This is a genomic window from Nonomuraea cypriaca, assembly GCF_015645445.1.
GTDB classification, from domain to species: domain Bacteria; phylum Actinomycetota; class Actinomycetes; order Streptosporangiales; family Streptosporangiaceae; genus Nonomuraea; species Nonomuraea cypriaca.
This window is the reverse complement of the sequence record NZ_JADOGI010000159.1, coordinates 1-25,025: the sequence shown is the minus strand read 5'-3', so window position 1 is coordinate 25,025 and position 25,025 is coordinate 1. Positions and strand designations below refer to the sequence as shown.

The window sequence follows — 25,025 nt, the reverse complement described above, 5'->3', positions numbered from 1 at the left end:
ACCCACCCCCCGCCTGCGAGCGCAGCCCGGCGAAGACCTCCCGCCGGCCTGCGGGTAAGGCTCCGCGGTTGAGCGCCCGATGACAGGGCTACGGCCGTACGCGCAGGTTGGAGTCGAGTGTGCGACCGTGGGGCTACGGTTGCACGCGCAGGTCGGCGAAGAGTGCGCGGTGGTCGGATCCCGGCAGGTCGTACACGTGCACGGCCGCCGCCCGCGCTCGGGCATCGGTCAGCACGTGGTCGATGGCCACCAGCGGCGGCAGCCCGCGACCCTTCGGCCAGGTCGGCACGAGCCCCTGCCCGGTGGCCGCCGCCGCGTCCGTGTAGCCGGTGGACAGCAGCCCTCGGAAGACCGCGTGGTCGAGCGTCGCGTTGAAGTCGCCCGCCAGGATCCGGGGCGGCCCCGTGGCGGGCGCGGGCGGCAGCGTGGCGACCCCGGCCTCCCACTCCGGCACCGTCGAGGGCACGGGCGCGACCGGATGCACGACCACCACCTCCACGGCCGAACCCCCGGGCAACGCCACCTCGGCCACCGGCATGTGATGCCCGACCGGCTCGAACAGCCCGGTCCGCGCCCGCAGCGGATGGCGCGCGTAGACGCCGCTCCCCTCGGGTCCGCGAAACTCCGGCTCACTGATCTGGTACGGCATCAGCGCCCCCAGCCCGGCCGCCGTCAGCCGCTCCTGGGCCGACCACGTCACCTCCTGCAGGCTCAGCACATCGACATCCAGCCTGCGCACCAAGTCGACGATGACCGCCGCGTCCCCCCGCCCGCCGTTGAGGTTGGCCGTCAACACCCGCAAGACCCGCCCATCGGCGTCCGCCCCCGAAGCCCGCCCGGCGGCCGACGCCCCCGAAGCCTCTCCGTCGGCGGATGTCTCCGAAGCCTGTCCGTCGGCGGACGTTTCTCCGGGTTGTCCGGTGGCGGCGGACATTCCCCAGGGTTGCCCCGCGGTGGCGCTGCTCACCGCCCGGGGCGCCACGCACCAGGCGAGACAGGAGCACACCACCAGCATGATCGCTATCGCCACCCGGTTGCGCGCCACGGCCGCGATCGCCAGCACGACCACCGCGGCGACCGCGAAGCAGGGGGTGAAGGCGACCATCGGCACCAGGAACACGCCGCGCTCCAGCCCACCGACCCGCACCGCCGTCCCCACCGCGAACACCCCGGCCAGCCCGACGATGACCCGCGCGCCCCACACCCGCCGTCGGGACGGCACCCGCCGCACGGTCTCCACACTCTCTTGCACCAGCACGACCGCCAACCTAAACGGCCATCCTTAAACGCACATGAAGACAACGCCCGCCCCCAACACGCGTGCCCGAGGGCCGGGGAGACGGCCGGCCCTCGGGTGTTCCCATGGCGGACGGCGGGTTCTACGGGCTCACGGTGACGTCGATGGTCATCTCGTCGTCGCCCGGCGTGCCGGAGACGTCGATGGTCACGCCGGTCCATCCGCCTCCGGGCAGGTTCAGCGGGGGCGTGGTGTCCCTGCCGATGCGCGTGTTGCCCAGCGCCGGGTACAGGTCGTGGGCGTCGCCCCGGTTCCCCGTGCTGCCGACCTTGGCGAGCTGGCGCAGTCCGTCGGCCTGCATCAGCTCGATCGCCAGGCGGCGCTCGTCGTCGACGTTCGGCACGGCCTCGTCCACGACGTACGCCGCGATGCCCTCGCCCGGCAGGAACTCGTCCTGACCCCGCCGGCGGCGGTACTCGACGACGACGTACTGCGTGTCCTTCATCGTCCGGCCGTTGTGCACGAGTACGAAGTCGCCGCCCTCGGCCACCGGCCGCAGCCTGATGCCCGGGGTGGTCTCGGTGACCACACGCGGCCGGACCCAGTCGTGGAACATCCGCAACATGCTGGTCGGGAAGACGGGCGTGACGCCGCGGTTCCCCCACGAGCCCGCCGCCATCAGGCAGAAGTCGCCAAGCCCGTGCGACTTGGCGCCGGTCTGCGCCCGGTCGGTGTCGTAGTAGTCGGCCCAGCGCGCCGCCAGGTGCCCCCACTCGTGGGCGCAGACGCCGACGGTGCAGTCTTCAGGCACGGTCAGGAAGGTGCTCACCCGCAGCCCGGGTGCGACGGTGATCGGCTCCTCGCCGACGGTCCACTTCAGGCTCCAGATGAACCGCAGCCCGGACGCGTCGTCGATGGTCTCGGCGCCGGGCCCGGCGTGGACGACGAACAGCGCGGTGACCCGGTCCTCGTCGAGCACGTCGTACGAGGGGTCGAACACCACGCCCGCCTCCAGCGCGGCCAGCACGGCGTCGCGCGCCATGCCCTGGGCGTTGCGCGGGAAGCCCTCCTCGTCCAGGCCCGACTTGCCGGCGGCGTAGAAGGCCAGCGTCTGGGGAAGCCGGAACCAGCCGAAAACCTCGCCCTGCACGTCGATGCCGTGCCCGTCGCCGGTGAAGCCGCTGACCTTCCGGTAGAAGTCGCGCATGCTGCCCGGCTGGGTGCCGAACAGCAGCCGCGCGAAGTGCTCGGCGTCGAGCGCCGGGTCGTGCGGCCGGTCCTCGAAGTCGGCGAGCAGCACCAGGGTCTTGATGACGCCCTTGAGCTTCCTGGGCGGCCTGGCGATCAGGTTCACGCCGCCGGCGTGCGGGGTGAGGGCGCCGTCGTCCCGGCCCGCCGGGCCGGGACCGCGCCGCTCGGAGCGCCACACCGCGAAATAGTCCCCGAACGTCAGGTGCTCGGGAAGGAGCCCGGCCGCCTTCAGGTCGTGGAAGCGGGTTTCCAGCTTGGCCAGCGCGTCCGGCGCCAGCGGAACGAGGTGCATGGTGTCCCCCCATAGTCGGTGCCGTGACGGTAAACCGGGAGGGGAGTCCTTGACCTGAGTAGGGCCCTACTCAACCGCCAGGTCCGCACGCCGCCACGGCGCCTGGTAGGCCCACTGCCAGGCCATCTCGAGCGGCCCACGCGAGAACCGGCGCAACCACAGCGTGGCGAGCGTCATGAACAGCAGGCAGACGCCGGCCCAGGCCGCCGGCACCCACCAGGGGCGCAGCCCGTCGAGCCGGGCGGCCAGACCCAGGCCCCAGCCGTAGCAGAGCGCGCTGGCGACGAGGTTCTGCAGGACGTAGCTGGACAGCGCCGTGCGCCCGACGTTCGTGATGGTCGTACGCACCACGCCGGGCGCGCCGCGCAGGCCGAGCACGATGGAGGTGGCCAGCCCGAGCAGGCCCAGGGCGACCAGCGGCGGCAGCAGGTAGCGGTCGACGGCGAACCAGCCGGGGCCGGCGTAGGAGGTGGCCAGGTTGAGCGGGGCGGCGACGCCGAGCCCGACGACGGCGAGCTTCCCGCGCAGCCCGGCGCCGCGCTCCTCGAAGACGCCTGCGCGCAGCAGCCGGGCGCCGAGCAGGAACAGCACGATCCCCATGGGGATGATGAAGATCAGTTCCGAACGGTAGAGAGCGAGTTCCCTGACGCGGGCGGCGACCTGGTCGGTCCATGCGCCCTCGGTGTAGAGGCCGGTGACGGGGGCGGGGGCGTTCCCGAAGGTCATCAGGCTCACCGTGAAGAGGCCGACCAACATGACGTGCAGCGTGCCCCAGGCGATCATCCAGGCCGTGACCGTCCGGTCGCTCCTGCCGATCAGGTACGCGACGATCACGGAGGTGATCGCGTAACCCATCAGCACGTCGTACTCGAAGATCAGGACGTAGTGCAGCGCGCCCTCGGCGAACAGCAGCGCCGCGCGCCACACGTACCTGCCAGGCCAGGTCAGGCCCTTGCGTACGGCGCTGCGGTACTGCAGTTCGAGGCCGATGCCGAACAGCAGGGTCAGCAGCCCGAGGAACTTGCCGTTGGACAGGAAGCGCAGGAACGTCTCGATCACGCCGGCGTCGCCGCCGAACGCCATGGCCTGCGCCGGGCCGCCCGGGTCGGTGAAGATCCAGATGTTCGTGCCGAGCGTGCCCATGATCGCCAAGCCCCGTAGGACGTCCAGCGCGTCGATTCGTTTCGTCACTCTCCAAGCCTCAGCGCGGGAACGGCCGCCGGACTCGTCCCCCGAGACGAAACAGCCGTACACATCTCGATGTACGGCTTCGCATCTTTGGTAGGGGGTGGCCACCGCCCCGGCCCGGTGGGCGACACGGGGGCGGTGGCCCGGAGTGCTACGCCCGCACCCCCAGCAGGGCACGGTAGGCGGGCTTCGGCGTCAGGTTCTCGTCGAGCAGGCACGCGGAGCCCTCACCGGCGAACCAGCCGGGCACCCACGAGTGGCGGTCGGTGAAGCCCCAGACGGTCAGCTCCTGGCAGGCCTCGACGCTGAGGCAGTCGGTGAGCGCCCGGCGGTAGTAGTCGGCCTGGGTGGCCAGCTTCTCCTCGGTCACGGGCATCACCATGCGCACGTCGAGTTCGGTGATGGCGACCTCCAGGCCGAGGTCGGCGAAGCGGCGCATGACGTTCGCCCAGTCGCCGGGGTAGTCGTACTGGATTCCGAGGTGGCCCTGGAAGCCGATGCCGTCGATCGGCACCCCGCGCGCCTGGAGGTCCTTGACCAGGGAGAGGGTGGTCTCGATCTTGGGGGCGTTCCATTCGAGGTTGAAGTCGTTGACGTAGAGCTTGGCGTGCGGGTCGGCGCGGTGGGCCCAGCGGAAGGCGTCGGCGATGTAGCCGGGGCCGAGGTGGGTGAGCCAGATGCTCTGCCGCATCGAGCCGTCCTCCTCCACCACCTCGTTGACCACGTCCCACGCCCTGATCTTGCCCTTGTAGCGGCGGACCTGGGTGGTGATGTGGTCGCGCAGGATCTCCCTGAGCTCGTCCGCGCCGATCGTCCCGTCGGCGACGCCGCTGGTCAGCCAGGCGGGGAGCTGGTTGTGCCAGACGAGCGTGTGGCCGCGCACCCGCTGGCGGTTGCGCTGGGCGTTGTGCACGACGGCGTCGGCGTCGGCCCAGGTGTACACGCCGCGCTCCGGCTCCACGGACTCCCACTTCATCGCGTTCTCCGCGGTGACGTGGTTGAACTCGCGGTTCAGCCGATCCCGGTAGTCGGCCTCGCCGCGCAGGGCGGCGACGTCGACGGCGGTGCCGATTCTGATTCCCTGCTGGTGCGCCAGATCCCGCAGGTCTCGGGGTGTACGCGGGCCGGCGTACGCGGGAAGCGGGGCGGCGAGGATGAGCGCCAGGGCGATGATCAATGGCTTCACCGGTGACCTCCGATGCCGAGGGCTGCTGGGGGGTGACCCGCTATCCCATAACCGAAATTTTCGGATATAGGACGATAACTTTCGCTGGTCGCCGGAAACCTAAGCGGCACAGGGGTGCCCCGTCAACACCACGAAGCGCGGCGCGGTGAAATCGGACAGGGTGCGCGGCAAGAAACGGAGCTTTAACACCAAGGGACTTGTGGCTCTCTTGCCGTCGTGCGAGATTCTACCTCTGACGTTGAAGGTCTAACCTCTTGGGACGGAGCTCCCCCATGCAGCCTCCAAGCCCCCGCTACCAGGGCTACCGGTCATTCGGCTACCTGGAGCCGCACACCGACTTCAAGGTCTTCGAGCTCGCCCCCGAGCTCGGCCGGGTCGAGCCGTACGACCTGGCTCTGTCGTCAGAGCAGGCCGAGCGAGTCACCAGGATCCTGACCGAGCACATGGCGATCTCGCTGCACGAGCATCCCAAGATCCTCACCGCGGACGTCACCCAGCTCCGCGACTACAACAGGACCGGCCGCAACGCGATCGGCTTCGAGGGCCTCGCGCGCTCCGGCATGACCGCGTTGTTCGACAACTTCATGAACGGCACCAACTGCGTCACCAGCGAGCACGGCTGGAAGTGGGACGACGTCATCTTCGACCTCGGACTGCGCTTCGCCGACCTCGCCAAGCAGGACTTCGTCGTCCTGGCGCGCACGGTCGCCGAGATCGAGCAGGCCAAGGCGACGGGCCGGCTCGCGCTGGTGGCCGGCCTGGAGGCCGCCACGATGATCGAGAACGAGCTGGATCGGCTGGACATCCTGTACGGGTTCGGGGTGCGGCAGATCGGGATCGCGTATTCGCAGGCGAATCAGCTGGGTTCGGGGTTGGCGGAGCGGTCGGATGCGGGGTTGACGCATTTCGGGCGTCGTGCGGTGGAGCGGATGAACAGGTTGGGGATGGCGATCGATGTGTCGCATTCGGGGGATCGGACGTGTCTGGAGGTGATCGAGCATTCGCGGGTGCCGGTGTTCATCACGCATGCGGGGGCGCGGGCGGTGTGGCCGACGAATCGGATGAAGCCGGATGAGGTGATCCGGGCGTGTGCGGAGCGGGGTGGGGTGATCGGTTTGGAGGCGGCTCCGCACACGACGTTGTCGGAGGCGCACCGGGAGCATTCGCTGGAGTCGGTGATGGACCACTTCACCTACTGCGTCGACCTCGTCGGCATCGACCACGTCGCCTTCGGACCCGACACCAACTTCGGCGACCACGTCGGGCTGCACGACTCCTTCACCGGCCACCTCTCCATCGCCGGCGCGCACGGCCACGTCGAGCACCCGCGCGTGCCGTACGTCGCCGGCATGGAGAACCCGGCGGAGAACTTCACGAACATCGTCGGCTGGCTCGTCAAGCACGGCTACGGCGACGACGAGATCGCCAAAGTCATCGGCGGGAACGTCCTGCGCGTACTCAGGGAGGTCTGGTGAACAGGCGGAAGCGCTTTGCGGCGGTGGTCGCCCTGGTCGTGGCGGCGGCCATGCCGGCGGCCTGCGCCCTCAACGAGGGCAACGGCGAGCCGGGCGCGCCCAGCGGCGCCGCCGCCACGACGCTGCGCATCGGCACCACCACCGACGTCGCGAACTTCAACCCGTTGCAGTCACTGAGCAAGACCGACAACTGGATACTCAACGCGATGTATCCGCACCTGCTGCGCATCGACGGCAACGCCCAGAAGGTGCCCGAACTGGCCACGAAGTACGAGTACCGCGACGGCGGCAAGAAAGCCGTCTTCACCCTCCGCGACGACTTCGTGTGGAGCGACGGCAAGCCGGTGACCTCGGCCGACGTGAAGTACTCCGCCGAGATGATCATGAAGCACCAGCTCGGCAACGTGGCCGCCAAGCTCACCTGGGTGGACGGCATCGAGACGCCGGACGACACGACCGTGGAGTTCGACCTCAGCCGGGTGTACACGCCGTTCGCCGAAGGCGTCGGCTTCTGGATGCCGGTCGTGCCCAAGCACGTCTTCGAGCAGGCGGGCGACGTCTCCGAGTTCGCCAACGACTCGAACTGGGTCGGCGCGGGCGCGTACATACTGAAGACCGCCACGCCCGGCCAGCGCTACGTGATGAAGCGCAACGACAAGTACCCCTACGCTCCCCAGGGCGGCGCGAAGGTGGAGACGGTCGAGTACCGGGTCTATCCCGACGTCAACACCATGCAGCTGGCGCTGCGCAACGGCGACATCGACCTCATGGGCACGCCGGTGCCCGCCTCGGCCGTCGCGTCCTTCCAGAACGACGACAAGATCAAGCTGCAGGAGGTCGGCTCGCTGGGCTTCGCCCACATCACGTACAACGTCGGCAACGAGCACCTGGCCAAGCAGAAGGTGCGCCAGGCCCTGTCGATGGTCGTGGACACCCAGTCGATCATCAAGACGGTGCTGCAGGGCGAGGCACAGCCCATGACGGGCCCGATCTCGCCGACCTTCGCCGAGTACGACAACACCGGGCTGAAGCCGTACCCGTTCGACCCCACGGGCGCGCGCAAGCTGCTCGAAGAGGCCGGATACTCCGACGGGAACGGCGACGGCAAGCTCGACGACCTGAAGCTGGAGATGGTCTGCGACCAGAGCAACCCGAACCTGACCAGGGTGGCGCAGGTGGTCAGGGAGGACGCGGCCGAGGCCGGGATCGAGCTCACCGCCTCGTGCGTCGAACGCAACACGTTCCTCAGCCGGACCAAGAGCGGCGACTACGACATCGACGTCTCGCAGTGGGCGGTCTTCGACAACCCGATGGACCAGTTGCGCAGCACGTACCTGTCGAGCAACCCGGGCGGCATCAACTACAACCTCGTCAAGGACGACAAGCTCGACGAGCTGATCAACGACGCCGCCGGCACCGGGGACCGGGCCCAGCTCGTGACGAAGGTGAAGGAGATCGACGCCTACGTCCACGACCAGGCGCTGCTGACCCCGCTCTACGTCGAGAAGATCCGCTTCGCCTACGACGCGAGCAAGTTCACCGGCTTCCAGCCCTCGCCCAGCGACCTCCTCGGCATGGTGACCGGGTTCTCGCTGTCGCAGGTCAAGCCGGCCGACGGGTAGATCCCATGGTCGAGTTCACCGTCAGGAGGGCGCTGCGCGCGGTCCTCACGATCTGGATCGCCGTCACGGTGACGTTCTTCCTGCTGCGGCTGCTGCCGGGTGACCCCACCCTCCTGGTCGTCGAGGGGGACATGACCCCCGAGATGCAGCAGGCGCTGCGCGAGCAGTACGGGCTCGACAAGCCGATGCTCACGCAGTACTGGCTGTATCTGACCGAGCTGGTCCAGGGCAACCTCGGCACGTCGTTCCGGCAGCTCCAGCCGGTCGGCGACATCATCGTGGCGCGGCTGCCGTGGACGCTGACGCTGGCCGGGTCGGCGTTCGTGCTGACGGTCCTGCTCGGCATCCCGCTCGGCGTGTACGCCGCCGCGCACCACGGCAGGCGGGTGGACCGCGTCGTGCAGATGTTCGGCATCACCGGGCACGCGCTGTTCGTGCCGAGCATCGCGATCCTGCTGCTCGTGGTCGCCGGCTCGTGGCTCGGCTGGTTCCCGATCGGCGGCGCGATCGATCCCGACACGCGCGGCCTGGCCGCGTACCTGAGCCTGTTCCACCATCTCGCCCTGCCGCTGGTCAGCCTCGTGATCGTGCAGCTCGGGCCGTACGCGCTCACGCTGCGCACCAACATGCTCGAGGTGCTCGGCGAGGACTACATCAAGAGCGCCAGGGGCCGCGGCCTGTCGTCGCGGCGGACGTTGTGGAAGCACGCGCTGCGCAACGCCATCCTCCCGGCGCTGACGCTCATGGGCCTCCAGGTCGGCACCCTGGTCGGCGGCGCGGTGCTCACCGAGACCGTCTTCGCCTACCCGGGCGTCGGCCGACTGATCTTCGAGGCCGTCGGCCAGCTCGACTACCCGCTGCTACAGGGAGCGTTCATCATGCTCGCGATCACCGTGGTCGTCGCGAACCTGATCACCGACGTGGTCAGCATGCTGCTCAACCCGAGGATCCGCGCATGACCGCGCCGATCCCCGAGACGACCGCTCAGTCCGGGTCGCGGCCCGGCACGCCGCCGTCCGCGACGGGCGGTCTGCGCAGGTTCGTGTCCAGGCCCACCGGGGCGTTGTCGATAGCGGTGCTGCTGGTGTTCGTGGCGACGGGGCTGGTCGGGCCGCTGTTCGTGGACCGGCCTGGTGGGCTCGGCGCCGAGGTGCTCCAGGCGCCGTCGCCGGCGCACTGGTTCGGCACCGACGACCTCGGCCAGGACGTGTTCGCCCAGGTGGTGTGGGGCACCCGGGTCAGCCTGACGGTCGGCGCGGCGGCCTCGGGCATCGCGATCCTCATCGGCACGGCCCTCGGCCTGCTCGGCGCGTACGCCAGACGCGCCGACGCCTGGGTCACCACCGTGACCGACCTCATGCTGTCGCTTCCGCTGCTACCGCTCATGATCATGGTCACCGCGATGGCCGGCCCGAGCGTCCCGACGCTCACGCTGGTGATCGGGCTGTTCTCGTGGCCCGAGGTGGCCCGGCTCATCCGGTCCAACGGCATGGTCGTGGTGGCGATGCCGTACATCGACGGAGCCCGCGCGCTCGGCGCCGGCGGCTGGCGGATCGTCACCGGAGAGGTGCTGCCCGCCGTGGTGCCGCTGGTCGTCGTGAGCGTGCTGCTCACCGCGGCCAGGGCGGTGATCTCCGAGGCGGGGCTGAGCTTCCTCGGCCTCGGCGATCCCGACTCGTGGTCGTGGGGCCGGATCATGCTCAACGCCCAGCGCAGCGGCGTGCTCGCCACCGCCTGGTGGCAGACGCTGTTCCCCTCCCTGGCCATCCTGCTGCTCGTGCTCGCGGCGACCGTCGCCGGGGTGCGCTTCAACGACTCCCGCGACCCTCGGCTGAAGGACCGGTGACCGATGCGCCTCTCATCCGTCTACTACGCAGATGTCCACGCCGCGCTCAGGCAGGCGCTCGACGAGGAGGGCCTGGACGGCTTCCTGGCCACCGCGCCCAGCGACGTGGCCTACCTCGCCGGCTTCTACTACGCCGTCACCGAGCGGCCGGTCTACCTGTGGTTCCCCCGTGAGGGGCGGCCGCTGTGCCTGGTGCCGCAGCTCGACGACGAGTACGCCAGGCTGCAGCGCATCGAGGCGGACATCGCCACGTACGCCGAGTTTCCCGGTGTCGTACCGGCCGAGCGGGTGCTCGCGCGGGAGGTCGCGAGCAGGGGCCGGCCGCCCGCCAGGATCGGCGTGTCCGGCGGGCTCACGCTCGCCGCGCACGCGGCGCTGACCAGTGCGCTGTCCGGCGCGGAGCTCGTGACCAGCGGGGTGGTGGCGCGGCTGCGGCTCACCAAGCATCCCGAGGAGCTCGCCTGGCACCGCCAGGCGGCCGGGATCTGCGACGAGATGCTCGCGGCGGGCCGTTCCCTCATCGAGGACGCGCTGCGCTCCGGCGGCCCGCTGCCCAGTGAGGGCGACCTCGCCAGGCACGTCATCGGGTACGGCACCGACGCGATGTACCAGCGCTACGACCACGTCATCTACACCACCAAGCTGGCCGGCGCCCTGGTGTACGCGGGACCGAACTCCGCGCACCCGCACGGACTGCCCAGCCGTCGCCGGCTGCGGGACGGCGACACCGTCATCCTGTCCCTGGGCGCCGCGGTCGGCAGCCGGTTCGTCGAGAGCGAGCGCACGTTCGTGATCGGCGAGCCCAGCGCCGGCCAGCGCCGTTACTTCGCCGCCGCGGCCGAGGCCCAGGAGGTGGGCACGGCGGGCCTGCGCGCCGGCCGCACCTGCGCTGAGGTGAACCGCGAGTGTCTCGACGTGATCAGGGGGCACGGGCTCGGCGAGTACATCAGGCATCGCCAGGGGCACGGCATCGGCGTGCAGAACCACGAGCCCCCCTGGGTGGAGGACGGCGACGCCACCGTGCTGCGGGCCGGGATGGTGCTGTCCAGCGAGCCCGGCGTGTACGTGCCCGGCCACGGCGGCTACCGCGTTTCCGACACCGTGCTGGTCACCGAGTCCGGTCAGGAACGGCTGACCGGCTACCCACGTGGACTCGAGGAGAACGTGATCGCGCCGTGAAGACCACACTGGAGATCAACGGCACCCGCCTGGTCGTCGAGGTCATGGGCCCTGAGGGCGCGCCCGCGGTGATCGTGCACCACGGCGCGCCCGGACTGGGCGGCCGCGCGGAGCCGCGCCGGTCGTTCGGGCCCTTCGCCGACACGATGCGCGTCGTCGTCTTCGACGCGCGCGGGTCGGGCGAGTCAGGCGACGACGAGCCGTTCACCCACGCCCAGTGGGTCGCCGACGTCGAGGCCCTCCGCCGGCACTTCGACCTCGGCCGGATCGTCATGGCGGGCGGCTCGTACGGGGGCTTCATCGCGATGGAGTACACCCTCGCCCATCCGGAGAACGTCGCCGCGCTCGTGCTGCGCGACACGGCCGCCAACACCGACTACGACCACCTCGCAGTGGAGCGGGCCAGGACCACCGACCGGGTGACCATCCCCGAATGGGTCATCGAGCGCATCGGCACCGGGAACTTCACCGGCGACGAGCAGTTCAAGGAGTACTGGCGGGCCATCCTGCCGCTCTACGACCACGCCTACGACCCCGAGGCGGCCGAGCGGAAGGCCGCTGAGACGTCCTACCACTACCGGACCCACAACGCGGCGTTCGGCGTCAACATGCCGGCCTACGACCTCACGCCCCGGCTGCCCGAGATCTCCTGCCCCACCCTCGTCACCGTGGGCAGGCACGACTGGCGCACCCCGGTGCCGGCTTCGCGGGTGATCGCGGACCTGATCCCCGGCAGCGAGCTGGTGATCTTCGAGAAGTCGGGCCACTCGCCGCAGTTGGAGGAGCCCGAGAGGTTCCAGCGGGTGGTCAGGGACTTCCTCGCCAGGGCGGGTGTCTCATGACGGCACCGGTGCTGCGGGTCGAGGACCTGAGCGTGGAGTTCGCCACCAGGGAGGGTACCGTGCGCGCGGTGCGCGGGGTCGGCCTGGAGGTCCACGCCGGCCGTACACTCGCCGTCCTCGGCGAGTCCGGCTCCGGCAAGTCCGTCACCGCCCAGACGATCATGGGCCTGCTCGACATGCCGCCCGCCCGCATCACCTCGGGCAGCATCGTCTACGACGGCACCGACCTGGTGACCGCGGACGAGCGGACCCGCATGCGGGTCAACGGCGAGGGCGTCGCCATGGTGTTCCAGGACGCGCTGTCCGCGCTCAACCCCGTCTACACGGTCGGCCACCAGCTCGGCGAGCTGCTGCGGGTCCGGCGCAAGCTGTCCAGCTCCGCCGCCCGCGCCAAGGCCGTCGAACTGATGGAGCGGGTACGCATCCCCGCCGCCGCGAGCCGCGTGGACGACTACCCGCACCAGTTCTCCGGCGGCATGCGCCAGCGCATCATGATCGCGCTGGCGGTCGCGCTCGACCCCCGCGTGCTCATCGCCGACGAACCCACCACCGCCCTGGACGTCACCGTGCAGGCGCAGATCATGCAACTGCTGAAGGAGTTGCAGCACGAGAACGGGATGGGGCTCGTGCTCATCACCCACGATCTCGGCGTCGTCGCGGAGGTCGCCGACGACGTCGTGGTGATGTACGCGGGCCGGATCGTCGAGCGTGGCACCGCCGAGGAACTCTTCGAGCGGCCGGCCCACCCGTACACGCGCGGGCTGCTGCGCTCGATGCCGCGGCCGGACCGTGAGGACGACGAACTGTGGGCGATCCCCGGCGCGCCGCCCAGCCCCGTGCACGCGCCCGGCGGCTGCGCCTTCCACCCGCGCTGCGACACGGCGATCGAAAGGTGCCGGTCCGACCGGCCCGTGCTCGTACCGGTCGCCCCGGGCCGCGCCAGCGCGTGCCACCTGCGTCAGGAGGTGTTCGATGCCAGCGCCTGAGAGGTCGGAGCCTGAGCTCGCGGGGCCTGTGACGGCGGGCCCTGTGACGGCGGGCCCTGTGACGGCGGGCCCTGTGACGGCGGGCCCCGTGATGGGGCCCGTGATGGCAGGCCCTGCGACGCCGGAGGCTGAGGCGGCAGGGCGGGAGGTGGTGCTGGAGGTGGAGTCCCTGGTCAGACACTTCCCGGTCAAGGGCGGCCTGCTCAGGCGGCGGCGCGGCGCCGTACAGGCCGTGGACGGCGTGTCGTTCGCGCTGGGGCGCGGTGAGACGCTCGGCGTCGTCGGCGAGTCGGGCTGCGGCAAGTCGACGCTGGCCCGCACGATCGTCGGGCTCGACACGCCGACGTCGGGCAGCGTGCGCTACCGGGGCACCGACGTCCACGCGGCGTCCGGGCGCGAGCTGAGGGCGCTGCGGCGGCGGGTGCAGATCGTGCTGCAGGACCCGTACACGTCGCTGAACCCCAGGAAAACCGTGCGGGAGCTGCTCATGCAGCCGTTCGAGATCCACCGCGACGTGCTGCCGCGCGACCGGAGGCTCGGCCGGATCAAGGAGCTGGTCGAGCTCGTCGGGCTCGATCCCGATCACCTCGACCGGCACCCGTTCCAGTTCTCCGGCGGGCAGCGCCAGCGCATCGGGATCGCGCGGGCGCTCGCGCTCGAACCCGAGGTCGTCGTCTGCGACGAGCCTGTCTCCGCCCTGGACGTCTCCGTGCAGGCGCAGGTGGTCAACCTGCTGCGGCGGCTGCAGCGCGAGCTCGGCCTGTCGTACGTGTTCATCGCCCACGACCTGTCCGTGGTCAGGCACATCTCCGACCGGGTGGCGGTGATGTACCTCGGCAAGATCGTGGAGCTGGGCGCCAGGTCCGAGGTGTACGACCGGCCGCGGCACCCGTACACACGGGCCCTGCTCGAAGCGGTGCCGATCCCCGAGCCGCGGGGCCGGGACGAGCGCACCCGCACCCTGCTCGCCGGCGACCCGCCGAGCCCGGTGGACCCGCCGTCGGGGTGCCGCTTCCGCACCCGCTGCCCGAAGGCCCAGGACGTGTGCGCGGTGACCGAGCCCGCCCTGCGCGCCGAACCGCCACTCCAGACCGAGCCCGCCCTGCGCGCCGAACCGCCACTCCAGACCGGGCCCGCCCTGCGCGCCGAGCCGCCACCCGAGGGCGAGGCCGAGTCCGCGGTCACGTCACCGGCGGCGACCGAGGCCGCCTGTCATTTTCCCGATCACCGTCCGCTGGCGCGCCTCGGCGCCTAGCACCCAACCTTCGGAGGAATCACCCTTATGCAGCCAGAGTCCGCCTCCTACCGCGGTTACCAGGCCTACGGCTACCTTGAGCCTGGCGTCGACTACGCCGACTTCAAGCTGGCCGATCAGCTCAGCCGGGTGCCCGCCTACGACGGCGGCCTGTCCGCCGGGCAGCGGGAGCGGGCCGGCCGGATCCTGGCCGAGCACATCGCGATCTCGCTGCACGAGCACGCGGTGGTGCTGCCGGCGGACACCGGCGAGATCCGCGCGTACAACCGCACAGGCCGCCAGCGCACGGCCTACGCGGGCCTGGCCCGCTCGGGCCTGACGGCCGTGTTCGACAACTTCATGGCCGGGGCGTCGTGCGTCACCAGCGAGCACGGCTGGAAGTGGGACGACATGATCTACGCGCTCGGCTTCCGCCTCGCCGACCTCGCCAAGCAGGACTTCGTCGTCCACGCGACGACCGTGGCCGGCATCAGGGCCGCCAAGCGCGAGGGCCGCGTGGCGCTCGTGGCCGGCCTCGAATCCTCGACCATGATCGAGAACGAGCTGGATCGGCTGGACATCCTGTACGGGTTCGGGGTGCGGCAGATCGGGATCGCGTATTCGCAGGCGAATCAGCTGGGTTCGGGGTTGGCGGAGCGGTCGGATGCGGGGTTGACGCATTTCGGGCGTCGTGCGGTGGAGCGGATGAACAGGTTGGGGATGGCGATCGATGTGTCGCATTCGGGGGATCGGACGTGTCTGGAGGTGATCGAGCATTCGCGGGTGCCGGTGTTCATCACGCATGCGGGGGCGCGGGCGGTGTGGCCGACGAATCGGATGAAGCCGGATGAGGTGATCCGGGCGTGTGCGGAGCGGGGTGGGGTGATCGGTTTGGAGGCGGCTCCGCACACGACGTTGTCGGAGGCGCACCGGGAGCATTCGCTGGAGTCGGTGATGGACCACTTCACCTACTGCGTCGACCTCGTCGGCATCGACCACGTCACGTTCGGACCCGACACGATGTTCGGTGATCATGTGGGAGTGCACAAAACCTACGCGGGCAACTACGGTCACGACCGCGACCCCGCCCCCGAGCACCCCCGCGTGCCGTACGTCGACGGGCTGGAGAACCCGGCCGAGAACTTCACGAACATCGTCGGCTGGCTCGTCAAGCACGACTACAGCGACGACGAGATCGCCAAGGTCATCGGCGGTAACACCCTCCGCGTGCTCGAGAATGTCTGGTAGACCCGCCGTCCTCGGCGGCGACGCCACGAGAGGAGCCCGCCATGGCGCGGCGTGACACCGCGGTGCAGGCCGCGCTGCAGGGATTGCGGGCGTTGCTCGACGAGAAGTTCACGGCGGGCGACCGGCTGCCCGCCGAGCAGGACCTGGCGGAGCTCCTCGACGTGAGCAGGGGGACGGTCAGGGAGGCGCTCGGCGCCCTGGCCATCGAGGGTGCGATCATCCGCCGCTGGGGTGTCGGCACCTTCGTGGCCGACAAGCCGGACATGGCCCAGCTGAGCATGTCGAAGATCGTCGCCTACCGCGACCGCATCCAGATGGCGGGCCACACGGTCGACATGCTCTCCTCCTCCTGCGAGAGCGTGCCGTCCCCGCCGCCGGTCGCCGCCGCGCTCGGCCTGCCGCCGCGCGAGCCGGTGTGGCTGGTGACCCGGATCTTCAGCGTCGACGGCGTCGCCGCCGCCTATCTCAAGGACTACCTGCCGCTGAAGATCGGCGACGACGCGATCGATCCGCACCCCATGCTGGACATCGAGACGGACCTGTTCACGTTCCTGGGCCGGATCGCCCGCCACCCGGCGGTCCACGCGGTCACCGACCTCGAGGCCGTGCTCGCCGCGGACCACGGGGCGGACGCGCTGCGCGTCCCGGCAGGCTACCCGCTGGTGCGGTCGCTGCAGACCGTCTACGGGCGGGGCGAGGAGCCGATCTCGTACGGCGTGACGCTGCACCGCACCGACATCGTCCGCATCCGCATCATCCGCTGACCCATTACCCGGCCGTCACCCTGCAGGAAGGCCGGCCGGGTGAGGGCCGGAGGACGGCCGGGTGGCGGCCGGGTCAGCCGGGGATGTGCCGGGGGACGCCTTCCGCGACCCACCGGCGGATCTGCTCGGCCGCCTGGTCGGCGATGGGATGCGCGCCGGTACGCGTGACCAGGTCGCTGAGGGCGAACATGTCCAGGACGCGCCCCAGGTAGGCCCAGTCCTCGGCGAGCGGCAGGCCGGTCGGCTGGTGCTCGGCGAACGCCGTAAGGAAACCGGCCAGGAAACCGGCGGGGTAGTCGGCGCCGAAGCGGGCCATGTTGGCGGCGTCGCCGTACGGGCAGCCGGCGTAACCGAACTCCCAGTCCAGCAGGGCGTCGACGCGCCAGCCCCGGCCCGTGCGGGTGACCAGGATGTTCTTGGGGTTGGTGTCGGCGTGCACGAGGCGGCTGTGCCCGTCGACGACGGCGAGCGCCGGCGCGTGGGCGGCGCACAGGTCCGCCCACGCCGCGCGCGTGGCCGGGTCCAGCCGCTCCTGGGCGGAGGCGGCGGCCATGCAGCTCACGGCGAACTCGGCGAGCTGCTTCGACCAGGGAGCCTGCGGGTGGACGGCGAGGTGCTCGTCGGCGAAGAAGCCCGGCCGCCCGAACGTCGCCGTGCCGACGGCCGCGACCACCCGCCCCACCTCCGCGCCCAGGTCACGCAGGTCGGCCGCGCCGAACCTGCCCCGGCTCAGAACGTCGCTCAGCGGCGTCCCCTGCACGTGTTCCAGCACCATGGCCGGCCGCGTCACACCGTCCGCCGAGCCGGCCGGCAGGACGTGCAGCACCCTGGGAACCGGGACGTGACGGCGGGCCGCGGCCATGACGGCGGCCTCGATGCGCGGATCAGGCCCGCCCAGCCGGGCGACGACCTGGCCGTCGGTGAGGGTGAGCAGGCACGTCTCGTGCGAGAAACCGCCGGCCAGGGTGCGTGTCGCCGTCACCCGGCCGCCCAGCACGGTGGCCAGTCCCTGTACTTCCTCCAGCCGCATCCGGCCCACCCTAATACGACCGTACGGGCCCGGTGCTGTCGCGGACGAGCAGCCGGGGGCGGAAGCGGGCGTTGTAGCCGCCGCTCTCGCCGTTCATCAGCGCCCACAGCCGCTCCCACGCCTGCGCGCCCAGCTCACTCTTCGGAATCGACACCGTGGTCAGCGGCGGCGTGGTGTAGCGGGCGAAGGGGATGTCGTCGAACCCGGTGACGGACACGTCGCCGGGCACCTGGACGCCCCGCTCGTGCAGCCCGGTCAGCGCGCCGGAGGCGACCATGTCGTTGAACCCCACGACCGCGCTCGCGCCGCACTCCACCACCGCGCGGGCCGCGGCGTGACCCTCGTCGAACATCGAGCCGCACGGCAGCTCCGTGAGCCTGATCCCGGTGGCGGCGCGCAGCGCGGCGAGCCGCTCGCAGTTGGCCGCGCTGCCCGGCGGACCGGCAAGATAGGCCAGGTGGCGGTGGCCGAGACCGGTCAGGTGGGCCACGACGTCGTCGATGCCGGCGGCGTTGTCGACCGACAACGACGGCGCGCCGAAGCCCGGGATCTCCCGGTAGACCAGCACGAACGGCGCCAGCCTGGCGGCCAGCTCGCACAGCCGCGCGTCCGGCGCGCGCGGCGAGGCCAGGACGAGCCCGTCGGAGTTGCGCCGCGCCTCCAGGGCGAGCACCGTCTCCTCCTCCGGGTCCTCGTTGGACTCGGCGACCAGCAACCGGCGCCCCGCCTTGCCCGCGGCCTGGCTGAGCCCGCGCAGCACCCCCTGGAACAGCGGATTGGCCAGATCGGGGACGACGAGCGAGACGGTGCCCGTACGGCCGAGCGCGAGGCTGCGGGCGGCCACGCTGGGCTCGTAGTCGAGCGCCTCGGCCGCGGCCCGTACGCGGGCGGCCAGCTCGGGGTTGACGGTGGGGGAGCCGTTCATCACCCGTGACACGGTCGCCCGGGAGACGCCGGCCGCCTCGGCGACCCGGCTGATGGTCGCGGAACCCGCAGGCCGCGGCCCCCGTCTGCCCGCCTGGCGGGCTGGGGACGCCTGCGCTTCCTGGTCCTGATCATCCTCTCCGGTGCTCACCCGATCTTCCTCGCCGAGCTGGTACGCCGTGCGACCGGCGACCGCCGGACCCTGGAGCGGTACGCGGACGTCGTCATGGACACGGCCGCGTTCATGGCCGCCTTCGCGGTCAAGGGGCCGGGCGGTTACGGTCTGGGGCCGCCGCTGGTGCCGGCGCAGGAGTCGTACGCGGGGGTGCGGGCGAGCGCCGCGAACCCGGCGTTCGAGCTGGCGTACTGGTCGTGGGCGCTGGAGGTGGCGCAGAACTGGCGGCGCCTGCTCGGCCTGCGCCCCGAGCCGGTCACCCACCGCGCCGGCGCGTCGGAGCGGATCTCACCGGCCCGCCGCAGCGGTACGGCCTCCGCCCACCCGCCCAGCGCGTACGCCCTCTCCTGCAGCCCCCGCGGCAACCTGTTCGCGGCGCCGAGCACGCTCGCCACGACGCCCTCGAGCGCCGCGGGACCCTGACCGATGAGGGGCACGTCCCGGTCGTGCAGGAAACGGGAGAGCGCCCGCAGCATGCCGCTCGCCGAGTCGAACGACGCCACCGCCTTGCCCGGCCTCACGGCGCCGCCTCCCTCAGGAACGCGGTGACCTCCCTGGCCAGGCCCCGGGGATCGCGGTAGGGCACCATGTGCGGCAGCCCGTCCATGACCGTCAGCCGGCCGCGCGGCAGCAGTCTCGTGACCTGTTCGGCCCAGGCCTGGCCGACCATCCCGTCCTTGCCGCCGCGGACCACCAGCGCGGGCACGTCGACGTACGGGAGCTTGTCCTCCACCCGGTCGCGCATCGAGGTGCCGAAGCTCGACAGCACCCGGCGCAGGCGGCTCCCCTACCCGGACGATGATCGGCCGAACCCCGGGGGTTATCCCGCGGGGCGGCGGTGCTCGCTGACCAGGAGCCCGTTCTGCCGGACTTGTACGGCGTCGTACGGGTTCGTCGCGCGGCTCACGTACGTCTCTGCGATGCTGTCGGCGTCCATCCGGTCCACCCCCCAGCCGATCGTGTGCCAGTGGCCAGGCCCGCTCTCGCTCGCCGGGTCCAGGACGGTGATCTCGTAGAGCTGAACCGCCGGAAGGGGAGTGCAGGAGAGATGACGTGGGCCGCCGCGGTCGTCTCGGCCTGGCTGTTCCATATGGTCTCCCTTCAGGTGTTCATGATCTGGTGTGCCCGCCCCTGCGCGTTATGCCCACGGATCTTCGTCGCCGAACCAGTGACGTGCCCGGCGCGCGGCGGGCGAAACCGATCACCATCCGGTCGCAAGGAAATCGGCTGGTCACGGTAACCCGGCGATTCCGGCCAGGGGCCCCGGGTAGGAGCGCGGAGGCCGGTTGCCCCAGGTCGCTGATGGTGCGTCGCATCGTCAGGGCGGAGTCGGTGAGCCCCGGCAAGGACGACGGAGAGCGATGTGACCACTTTCAAGCCCGGCGACGAGCCGGTGGCCTCGCCGCTGGCACCCGCACAGGCCCGTGGCACGGGTGCGGTCATCGCGGCCTGGCTGTCGTCCACCGATCACAAGGTGATCGGCTACATGTACCTGATCGCGTCGTTCGCGTTCTTCAGCCTCGCCGGGATCATGGCCCTGATCATCCGGGCTGAGCTGGTCGAGCCCGGCATGCAACTGGTGAGCCGGCAGCAGTACAACCAGCTCTTCACCATTCACGGCGCGATGATGTTGCTGCTGTTCGCGACCCCGTTGTTCGCGGGGTTCGCCAACGTGATCATGCCGCTCCAGATCGGCGCGCCCGACGTGGCCTTTCCCCGGCTGAACGCGGTCAGCTTCTGGTTGTTCCTGTTCGGCGGCCTGATGGTGGTCTCCGGGTTCTTCACCAGCGGCGGTGCGGCCGACTTCGGCTGGTTCGCCTACACACCGCTGTCCGACGCGACCTTCTCACCGCAGACCGGCGGGGATCTGTGGATCATGGGTCTGGTGTTGTCCGGGCTCGGCACGATCCTCGGCTCGGTGAACTTCTTCGCCACGATCATCTGCATGCGAGCCCCCGGTATGACCATGTTCCGGATGCCGATCTTCACCTGGAACGTCCTGCTGACCACCATGCTCGTACTGATGGCGTTTCCGGTGCTGGCGGCCGCGCTGCTCGTGCTGGAGTCCGACCGCAAGCTGGGCACCCAGGTCTACGACCCCGGCAACGGCGGGCCGCTGTTGTGGCAGCACCTGTTCTGGTTCTTCGGCCACCCCGAGGTCTACATCATCGCGCTGCCGTTCTTCGGGATCATCACCGAGGTGATCCCGGTCTTCAGCCGCAAGCCGATCTTCGGCTACATCGGACTCGTCGGGGCCACCATCTCCATCGCCGGGTTGTCCATGACGGTGTGGGCGCACCACATGTTCGCGACCGGGCTGGTGCTGTTGCCGTTCTTCTCGTTCATGACGTTCCTCATCGCGGTGCCGACCGGCGTGAAGTTCTTCAACTGGGTCGGCACCATGTGGCGTGGCCACCTGGTCTTTCCTTCGCCGATGCTGTTCGCGGTCGGCTTCCTCATCACGTTCCTCCTGGGTGGGCTGACGGGCGTCATATTGGGCTCGCCGCCGCTGGACTTCCACATCAGCGACACGTACTTCGTCGTGGCCCACTTCCACTACGTCGTGTTCGGCACGGTGGTGTTCGCGATGTTCGCCGGGTTCTACTTCTGGTGGCCGAAGATGACCGGCAGGATGCTCGACGACCGGCTCGGCAAGTGGCATTTCTGGACGCTGTTCATCGGCTTCCACACCACGTTCCTCGTGCACCACTGGCTCGGCCAGCTCGGCATGCCGAGGCGCTACGCCGACTACAGCGCCATGGACGGCTTCACCGACCTGCACCAGATCTCCTCGGTCGGCGCGCTGCTGCTCGGGTTGTCCACGCTGCCGTTCCTCTACAACATCTGGCGCACCGCCCGCCACGCCCCGCGCGTCACCGTGGACGACCCGTGGGGCTTCTCCAACTCGCTGGAGTGGGCGACCTCCTGCCCGCCGCCCCGGCACAACTTCACCTCCATGCCGCCGATCCGTTCCGAACGCCCGGCCTTCGACCTGCACTACCCCCACGCCGCGTACGGCTGGCGGGAGCTCGGCGAAGCCCAGAAGGACGGGAGAGAGGCATGACAGCCGCGCGCGGCCGCCGCCCGCTCGCGTCCGCCGGGACACCGATCCGGTCGTGAGCCATGAGCCTGTCCGACCGGGAGCGCCGGATGCTGGCCGAGATCGAGCAGGATCTCCGGCGGAGAGACCGCGCCTTCGCCGCCCGCATGGACGCGCTCAGCGCCGCGCGACCACGGATGGGGCCGCAGCGCTTCGCCTGCGAGGTGTCCAGGCGCGAGATCGTGTGGATCACCGTCGTGGTGGTCGTGCTGACGGCGCTGTCCGTCCTCATCGTCCTCGTTGCCGGTCCTGAACGCACACCGCCCGTCACGCCGGTGCACCCGCCCGGCACGGTGCTGCACCACACCCCGGCGGGCCCGCTGTCCATCCCGGGCAGAGCGCGGCGCGGCCGTCCGTGCGCCGCATTGACAGCCGCTCGTTCGCTTTCCGGAACACCGCGGGTCTGGAAGGATTCGTAGTCAATCGGAAGGGAGCCTTGACGTGGCATTGGCTGACGCCGGCATACGGCGATTAATGGCGGACTCGGGGGAGCCACGAAGGTGGGTCTCACTGCGTACCGACCTCATCACGGCGCTACTGGGAGTCTGGTTCGGCATCGGGCTGATGATCGATGCCTGGGCGCACACCAACCAGTCAGAGCTGGAGACGTTCTTCACCCCCTGGCACGCCGCGTTCTACTCGGGATTCGCCGCGGTCTCCGGCTGGATCATCTTCCAGGTGTGGCGAAATGTCAGGACCGGTCGGCAGGGGCTGGCGGCGGTGCCCTCGGGCTATCTGGCCGGGCTCATCGCGGTGCCCGCGTTCGCCGCGTTCGGACTCGTCGACATGATCTGGCACACCGTGCTCGGCATCGAGACGAGCATCGACATCCTGTTCAGCCCATCGCACCTCGGGCTGATCGTGACCATGCTGCTCATCATCACCACACCGCTGCGCTCCGCATGGAACGCCCCCGACGTGGGTGCGCGACCGTCGCTCGGCCGCCTGTTCCCCGCGCTGGCCGGGCTCGCGTTCGCGGCCACGCTGGTGTCGCTCTTCCTGTCGTACGGCGACGCCATGCAGTACGGCGCCCAGCGCGTCGTCGACGCGTTCTCTCTCCAGAACGAGGGCCCGGGCGCCGACCGGCTGGCCACCGCCATGGTCATCTCCAACGTCGTGCTGCTCGCCCCCGTGCTCCTGCTGGCCCGCCGCTGGCGCCTGCCGTTCGGCGCCGTGACCGTCATGTACGCGATCATGATCCTTATGCCCGGCGCGCAGACGGCGTTCGGGAACCTGTCGATCCTGCTGACGTTCGTGGTCGCGGGGCTCGCGAGCGACCTGCTGATCCTGTGGCTGCGCCCGTCCGGCGCGCGGCGGGGCGCGTACTGGGCGTTCGCCGGGCTGTCGGCCTTCGTCACCTGGTCGCTGTACATGGGGGTCGCCTCGGCGACGGGCGGCGGCCTGCCCACCGTGCCCGAACTGTGGACCGGCGCGCCGATCGTGGCCGGGCTGGTCGGCCTGGCCCTGGGGGTGCTGTTCCTGCCCAACGCCGTCGACGTCGAACGGGCATGATCCGGGTTCTCTGCCTGGTCGCCGCGCTGGTCCTGCTGTGCGCCACCCCCGCGGCGGCGCACAACGTCACGGCCGGTGCGGATCTGCGGTTCGCCCAGACGATCGCGGGCGCCGAGATCACGGTGGTGATCAAGGGGACGACGCGGGTGCCTGGGCCGTTGCGCGTCGGCGTCATCGCCTTCCAGCCGGTCACCGAACTGCCGATCGGCGTGCAGGTCCGCTCGGTCGCGGACGGCCGTACCGTTTCCGGCTCCGTACGCGCGGCGCGGGATCCGCGGTACACGCAGTTCCAGGTCCAGCGGACCGGCCCGCACGAGCTCACGCTGCGAGCGGGGAACGAGGTCGCCGTGGTGCCGTTCCGCGTCCTCGTGGACCGTGGCTCGGCGGGTGACTTCCTGATCTACGGCGGCCTGTTCGTGGCCGGGCTGCTGATGGTCGGCGGCCTGCTCACCGGGGCGCTGTCCCGGCGGGGCACGGCGATGCTGCTGGCCGGCGGCACCGCGGCCGGTCTGACGGTCGCCGCCATGGTCGTCGTCTTCGAGCCGGCGATGCCCCCGGGACCGCCCGACGGCGCCGCGCCCGTCGCGGCGACGCCGGCGGGCGGGCGCCCGTTCGCGCAGGGACGGATGGAGACTGTTCCGGCGCGTCCGGCGGCGGGGGAGGAGTTCACTTTGCGCGTCGATCTCGTCGACGGGTCCACCGGGCGGCCCGTGGACGACCTCATCATGCATCACGAGGCGCTCGCCCATCTGGTCGTCACCAGCGAGGACGGGCGATATTTCCGGCACGTCCATCCGATCCGCACCGGTCCTGGGCGGCTGGAGGTACGGATGCGCGCCGACCAGCCGGGCCGGTACCTGGCGCACACCGAGCTGGAACGGGAGGACTCCGGCGGCCAGCTCCTCACGGGCGGCTTCGACGTCGGCGGCGACCCGGCGACCCCCTCACCGTCCGGTGAGCCGGGGCCGTCCGCGGAAGCGTCCGGTGAGCCGGGCCCGTCGGCTGAAGCGTCCGGTGAGCCGGGGCCGTCGGCTGAGGCGTCCGGTGAGCCGGGCACGGCTACGGAAGCGTCCGGGCCCGCCCGTGAGCCCGGCACGCCCGTGCTGCGGCCCGCTGTTCCTGTCGCGGGTCGTCCGGCGACGATCGAGCTCGGCCCCGCGGGCGCCGTACGTCCCTGGCTGGGTATGGCCGGTCACCTGATCGTGCGCAGCCAGGACGGCGATTTCCTCGGCCACGTGCACGAGATGGGATCGGCCGGGCCGCGACTGCGCTTCACCTTCAGCTTCCCCGAGGCGGGGCGGTATCTCGCCTGGGCACAGTACGCGCTGAACGACCGCATCGTGACCGTGCCCTTCACCGTCGACGTCACCGCGCCGGAGAGTCTCCGATGAGGCGCTCCGTGATCGCCGTCGCCATCGTGGCGGTGGCGGTGGTGCTCTTCGTCGTGGGCCGGAGCATGGCGGCCCAGCCCGTCGAGGTGAGCAGCGTCGGCACCCGGTACGCCGTCACCGTCCTGATCGACGAGCCGACCACGGAAGGCGGCGCGGTGGAGGTCCGGCTGGACTCCGGCGACGCGGACGCGGTGGCGGTGTCGGCGGTGATGCCCGAGATGGGGCATGCCACGCCCGAGATCGCCGCCCGCGAGCCGGCGCCCGGCCGGTTCCTGGCCGAGGGCGAGCTGTTCCCCATGGCCGGGGCCTGGGAGGTCTCGATCCGCCTGGACGGGCCCGCCGGCGAGGAGGTCCTCGTCGTCAAGGCCCTGATCACGGCGTGAGCAGTGCCGGTGGTCAGGCGCTGATGGTGCTTGTGGGCAGGGGCTGATCGGCGCGTGGAGAGGTTCTGGGGAGTGGGTGGTCGGGTTCGTCGTCAAGAGGGGCCGGGTCTCGTACCATGAGGGCGTGCGCGGCCCTCTTCGCTCCGTGTGGAACGAGCCC

24 protein-coding genes are annotated in these 25,025 nt (G+C 70.8%); 15 read left to right on the top strand and 9 right to left on the bottom strand.

Translation table 11 applies throughout. From position 1 onward, the window contains the following. Window positions 1-133: 133 nt before the first annotated feature. The 4 genes from ITP53_RS38105 to ITP53_RS38090 form a co-directional block, all read right to left on the bottom strand. Complete coding sequence (locus tag ITP53_RS38105; protein ID WP_195900321.1) at window positions 134-1,258, bottom strand: endonuclease/exonuclease/phosphatase family protein; 1,125 nt, start codon at window positions 1,256-1,258, stop codon at window positions 134-136. Window positions 1,259-1,379: 121 nt separating this feature from the next. Continuing rightward, the gene (locus tag ITP53_RS38100) at window positions 1,380-2,780 is read right to left on the bottom strand and encodes a M6 family metalloprotease domain-containing protein (RefSeq protein WP_195900320.1); all 1,401 of its coding nucleotides are present in this window, start codon (window positions 2,778-2,780) and stop codon (window positions 1,380-1,382) included. Between the two features lie 66 nt (window positions 2,781-2,846). Further along, window positions 2,847-3,971 carry a DUF418 domain-containing protein gene (locus tag ITP53_RS38095; protein WP_328817097.1) on the bottom strand — a complete coding sequence of 375 codons (1,125 nt, stop codon included), beginning with the start codon at window positions 3,969-3,971 and terminating at the stop codon, window positions 2,847-2,849. Between the two features lie 148 nt (window positions 3,972-4,119). Next, a complete protein-coding gene (locus ITP53_RS38090; RefSeq protein ID WP_195900319.1) occupies window positions 4,120-5,154 on the bottom strand; it encodes an endo-1,4-beta-xylanase in 1,035 nt (344 codons plus the stop codon). Between the two features lie 272 nt (window positions 5,155-5,426). Here ITP53_RS38090 and ITP53_RS38085 point away from each other — a divergent pair, with 272 nt between their 5' ends. The 10 genes from ITP53_RS38085 (at window position 5,427) to ITP53_RS38040 (ending at window position 16,350) form a co-directional block, all read left to right on the top strand. Then, window positions 5,427-6,629 (top strand): dipeptidase, encoded by a 1,203-nt coding sequence (locus tag ITP53_RS38085; protein WP_195900318.1) that lies wholly within the window; start codon window positions 5,427-5,429, stop codon window positions 6,627-6,629. Beyond that, window positions 6,626-8,251, top strand: a complete 1,626-nt coding sequence (locus tag ITP53_RS38080) for an ABC transporter substrate-binding protein (protein WP_328817094.1) — start codon at window positions 6,626-6,628, stop codon at window positions 8,249-8,251. The genes ITP53_RS38085 and ITP53_RS38080 overlap by 4 nt, the downstream gene beginning before the upstream one ends. Before the next feature lie 5 nt (window positions 8,252-8,256). Beyond that, window positions 8,257-9,210 carry an ABC transporter permease gene (locus ITP53_RS38075; RefSeq protein WP_195900317.1) on the top strand — a complete coding sequence of 318 codons (954 nt, stop codon included), beginning with the start codon at window positions 8,257-8,259 and terminating at the stop codon, window positions 9,208-9,210. Continuing rightward, the gene (locus tag ITP53_RS38070; RefSeq protein WP_195900316.1) at window positions 9,207-10,097 is read left to right on the top strand and encodes an ABC transporter permease; all 891 of its coding nucleotides are present in this window, start codon (window positions 9,207-9,209) and stop codon (window positions 10,095-10,097) included. Before ITP53_RS38075 ends, ITP53_RS38070 begins: the two co-directional genes overlap by 4 nt. Before the next feature lie 3 nt (window positions 10,098-10,100). Next, window positions 10,101-11,276 (top strand): M24 family metallopeptidase, encoded by a 1,176-nt coding sequence (locus ITP53_RS38065; protein WP_195900315.1) that lies wholly within the window; start codon window positions 10,101-10,103, stop codon window positions 11,274-11,276. Next, on the top strand, window positions 11,273-12,118 hold the full coding sequence (locus tag ITP53_RS38060; protein ID WP_328817091.1) for an alpha/beta fold hydrolase: 846 nt from the start codon (window positions 11,273-11,275) through the stop codon (window positions 12,116-12,118). The genes ITP53_RS38065 and ITP53_RS38060 overlap by 4 nt, the downstream gene beginning before the upstream one ends. Continuing rightward, on the top strand, window positions 12,115-13,104 hold the full coding sequence (locus tag ITP53_RS38055; RefSeq protein WP_195900314.1) for an ABC transporter ATP-binding protein: 990 nt from the start codon (window positions 12,115-12,117) through the stop codon (window positions 13,102-13,104). Before ITP53_RS38060 ends, ITP53_RS38055 begins: the two co-directional genes overlap by 4 nt. A gap of 103 nt (window positions 13,105-13,207) precedes the next feature. Next, complete coding sequence (locus ITP53_RS38050) at window positions 13,208-14,359, top strand: ABC transporter ATP-binding protein (protein WP_236051598.1); 1,152 nt, start codon at window positions 13,208-13,210, stop codon at window positions 14,357-14,359. Between the two features lie 27 nt (window positions 14,360-14,386). Further along, window positions 14,387-15,586, top strand: a complete 1,200-nt coding sequence (locus ITP53_RS38045) for a dipeptidase (protein WP_195900313.1) — start codon at window positions 14,387-14,389, stop codon at window positions 15,584-15,586. Between the two features lie 41 nt (window positions 15,587-15,627). Then, window positions 15,628-16,350 (top strand): GntR family transcriptional regulator, encoded by a 723-nt coding sequence (locus ITP53_RS38040; protein ID WP_195900312.1) that lies wholly within the window; start codon window positions 15,628-15,630, stop codon window positions 16,348-16,350. A gap of 73 nt (window positions 16,351-16,423) precedes the next feature. On the opposite strand, the gene ITP53_RS38035 is transcribed toward ITP53_RS38040, so the two are convergent. The 5 genes from ITP53_RS38035 to ITP53_RS38015 form a co-directional block, all read right to left on the bottom strand. After that, entirely contained in the window at window positions 16,424-17,380 is a 957-nt protein-coding gene (locus ITP53_RS38035; RefSeq protein WP_195900311.1) for a phosphotransferase, read from the bottom strand. A 10-nt stretch (window positions 17,381-17,390) separates the two neighbouring features. Continuing rightward, complete coding sequence (locus ITP53_RS38030) at window positions 17,391-18,455, bottom strand: LacI family DNA-binding transcriptional regulator (RefSeq protein WP_207757020.1); 1,065 nt, start codon at window positions 18,453-18,455, stop codon at window positions 17,391-17,393. A 125-nt stretch (window positions 18,456-18,580) separates the two neighbouring features. Continuing rightward, window positions 18,581-19,000, bottom strand: a complete 420-nt coding sequence (locus ITP53_RS38025) for a hypothetical protein (RefSeq protein ID WP_195900310.1) — start codon at window positions 18,998-19,000, stop codon at window positions 18,581-18,583. Beyond that, a complete protein-coding gene (locus tag ITP53_RS38020; RefSeq protein WP_195900309.1) occupies window positions 18,997-19,248 on the bottom strand; it encodes an alpha/beta fold hydrolase in 252 nt (83 codons plus the stop codon). Before ITP53_RS38020 ends, ITP53_RS38025 begins: the two co-directional genes overlap by 4 nt. 51 nt (window positions 19,249-19,299) lie before the next feature. Next, window positions 19,300-19,569 (bottom strand): hypothetical protein, encoded by a 270-nt coding sequence (locus tag ITP53_RS38015; protein WP_195900308.1) that lies wholly within the window; start codon window positions 19,567-19,569, stop codon window positions 19,300-19,302. Window positions 19,570-19,842: 273 nt separating this feature from the next. Between ITP53_RS38015 and ctaD the strand changes: the two genes are divergently transcribed. Genes ctaD through ITP53_RS37990 form a run of 5 tightly spaced genes read left to right on the top strand, consistent with a single transcriptional unit; the run spans window position 19,843 to window position 24,865 of the window. Continuing rightward, window positions 19,843-21,543: an aa3-type cytochrome oxidase subunit I gene (ctaD, locus tag ITP53_RS38010; protein ID WP_195900307.1), complete on the top strand. Its 1,701-nt coding sequence runs from the start codon at window positions 19,843-19,845 to the stop codon at window positions 21,541-21,543. Between the two features lie 59 nt (window positions 21,544-21,602). Next, entirely contained in the window at window positions 21,603-21,998 is a 396-nt protein-coding gene (locus ITP53_RS38005) for a DUF3040 domain-containing protein (RefSeq protein ID WP_195900306.1), read from the top strand. 22 nt (window positions 21,999-22,020) lie between these two features. Beyond that, a complete protein-coding gene (locus tag ITP53_RS38000) occupies window positions 22,021-23,091 on the top strand; it encodes a hypothetical protein (protein ID WP_328817085.1) in 1,071 nt (356 codons plus the stop codon). Continuing rightward, a complete protein-coding gene (locus ITP53_RS37995; protein ID WP_195900305.1) occupies window positions 23,088-24,482 on the top strand; it encodes a hypothetical protein in 1,395 nt (464 codons plus the stop codon). Before ITP53_RS38000 ends, ITP53_RS37995 begins: the two co-directional genes overlap by 4 nt. Continuing rightward, entirely contained in the window at window positions 24,479-24,865 is a 387-nt protein-coding gene (locus ITP53_RS37990) for a hypothetical protein (RefSeq protein WP_195900304.1), read from the top strand. The genes ITP53_RS37995 and ITP53_RS37990 overlap by 4 nt, the downstream gene beginning before the upstream one ends. The last annotated feature ends 160 nt before the right edge of the window (window positions 24,866-25,025 follow it).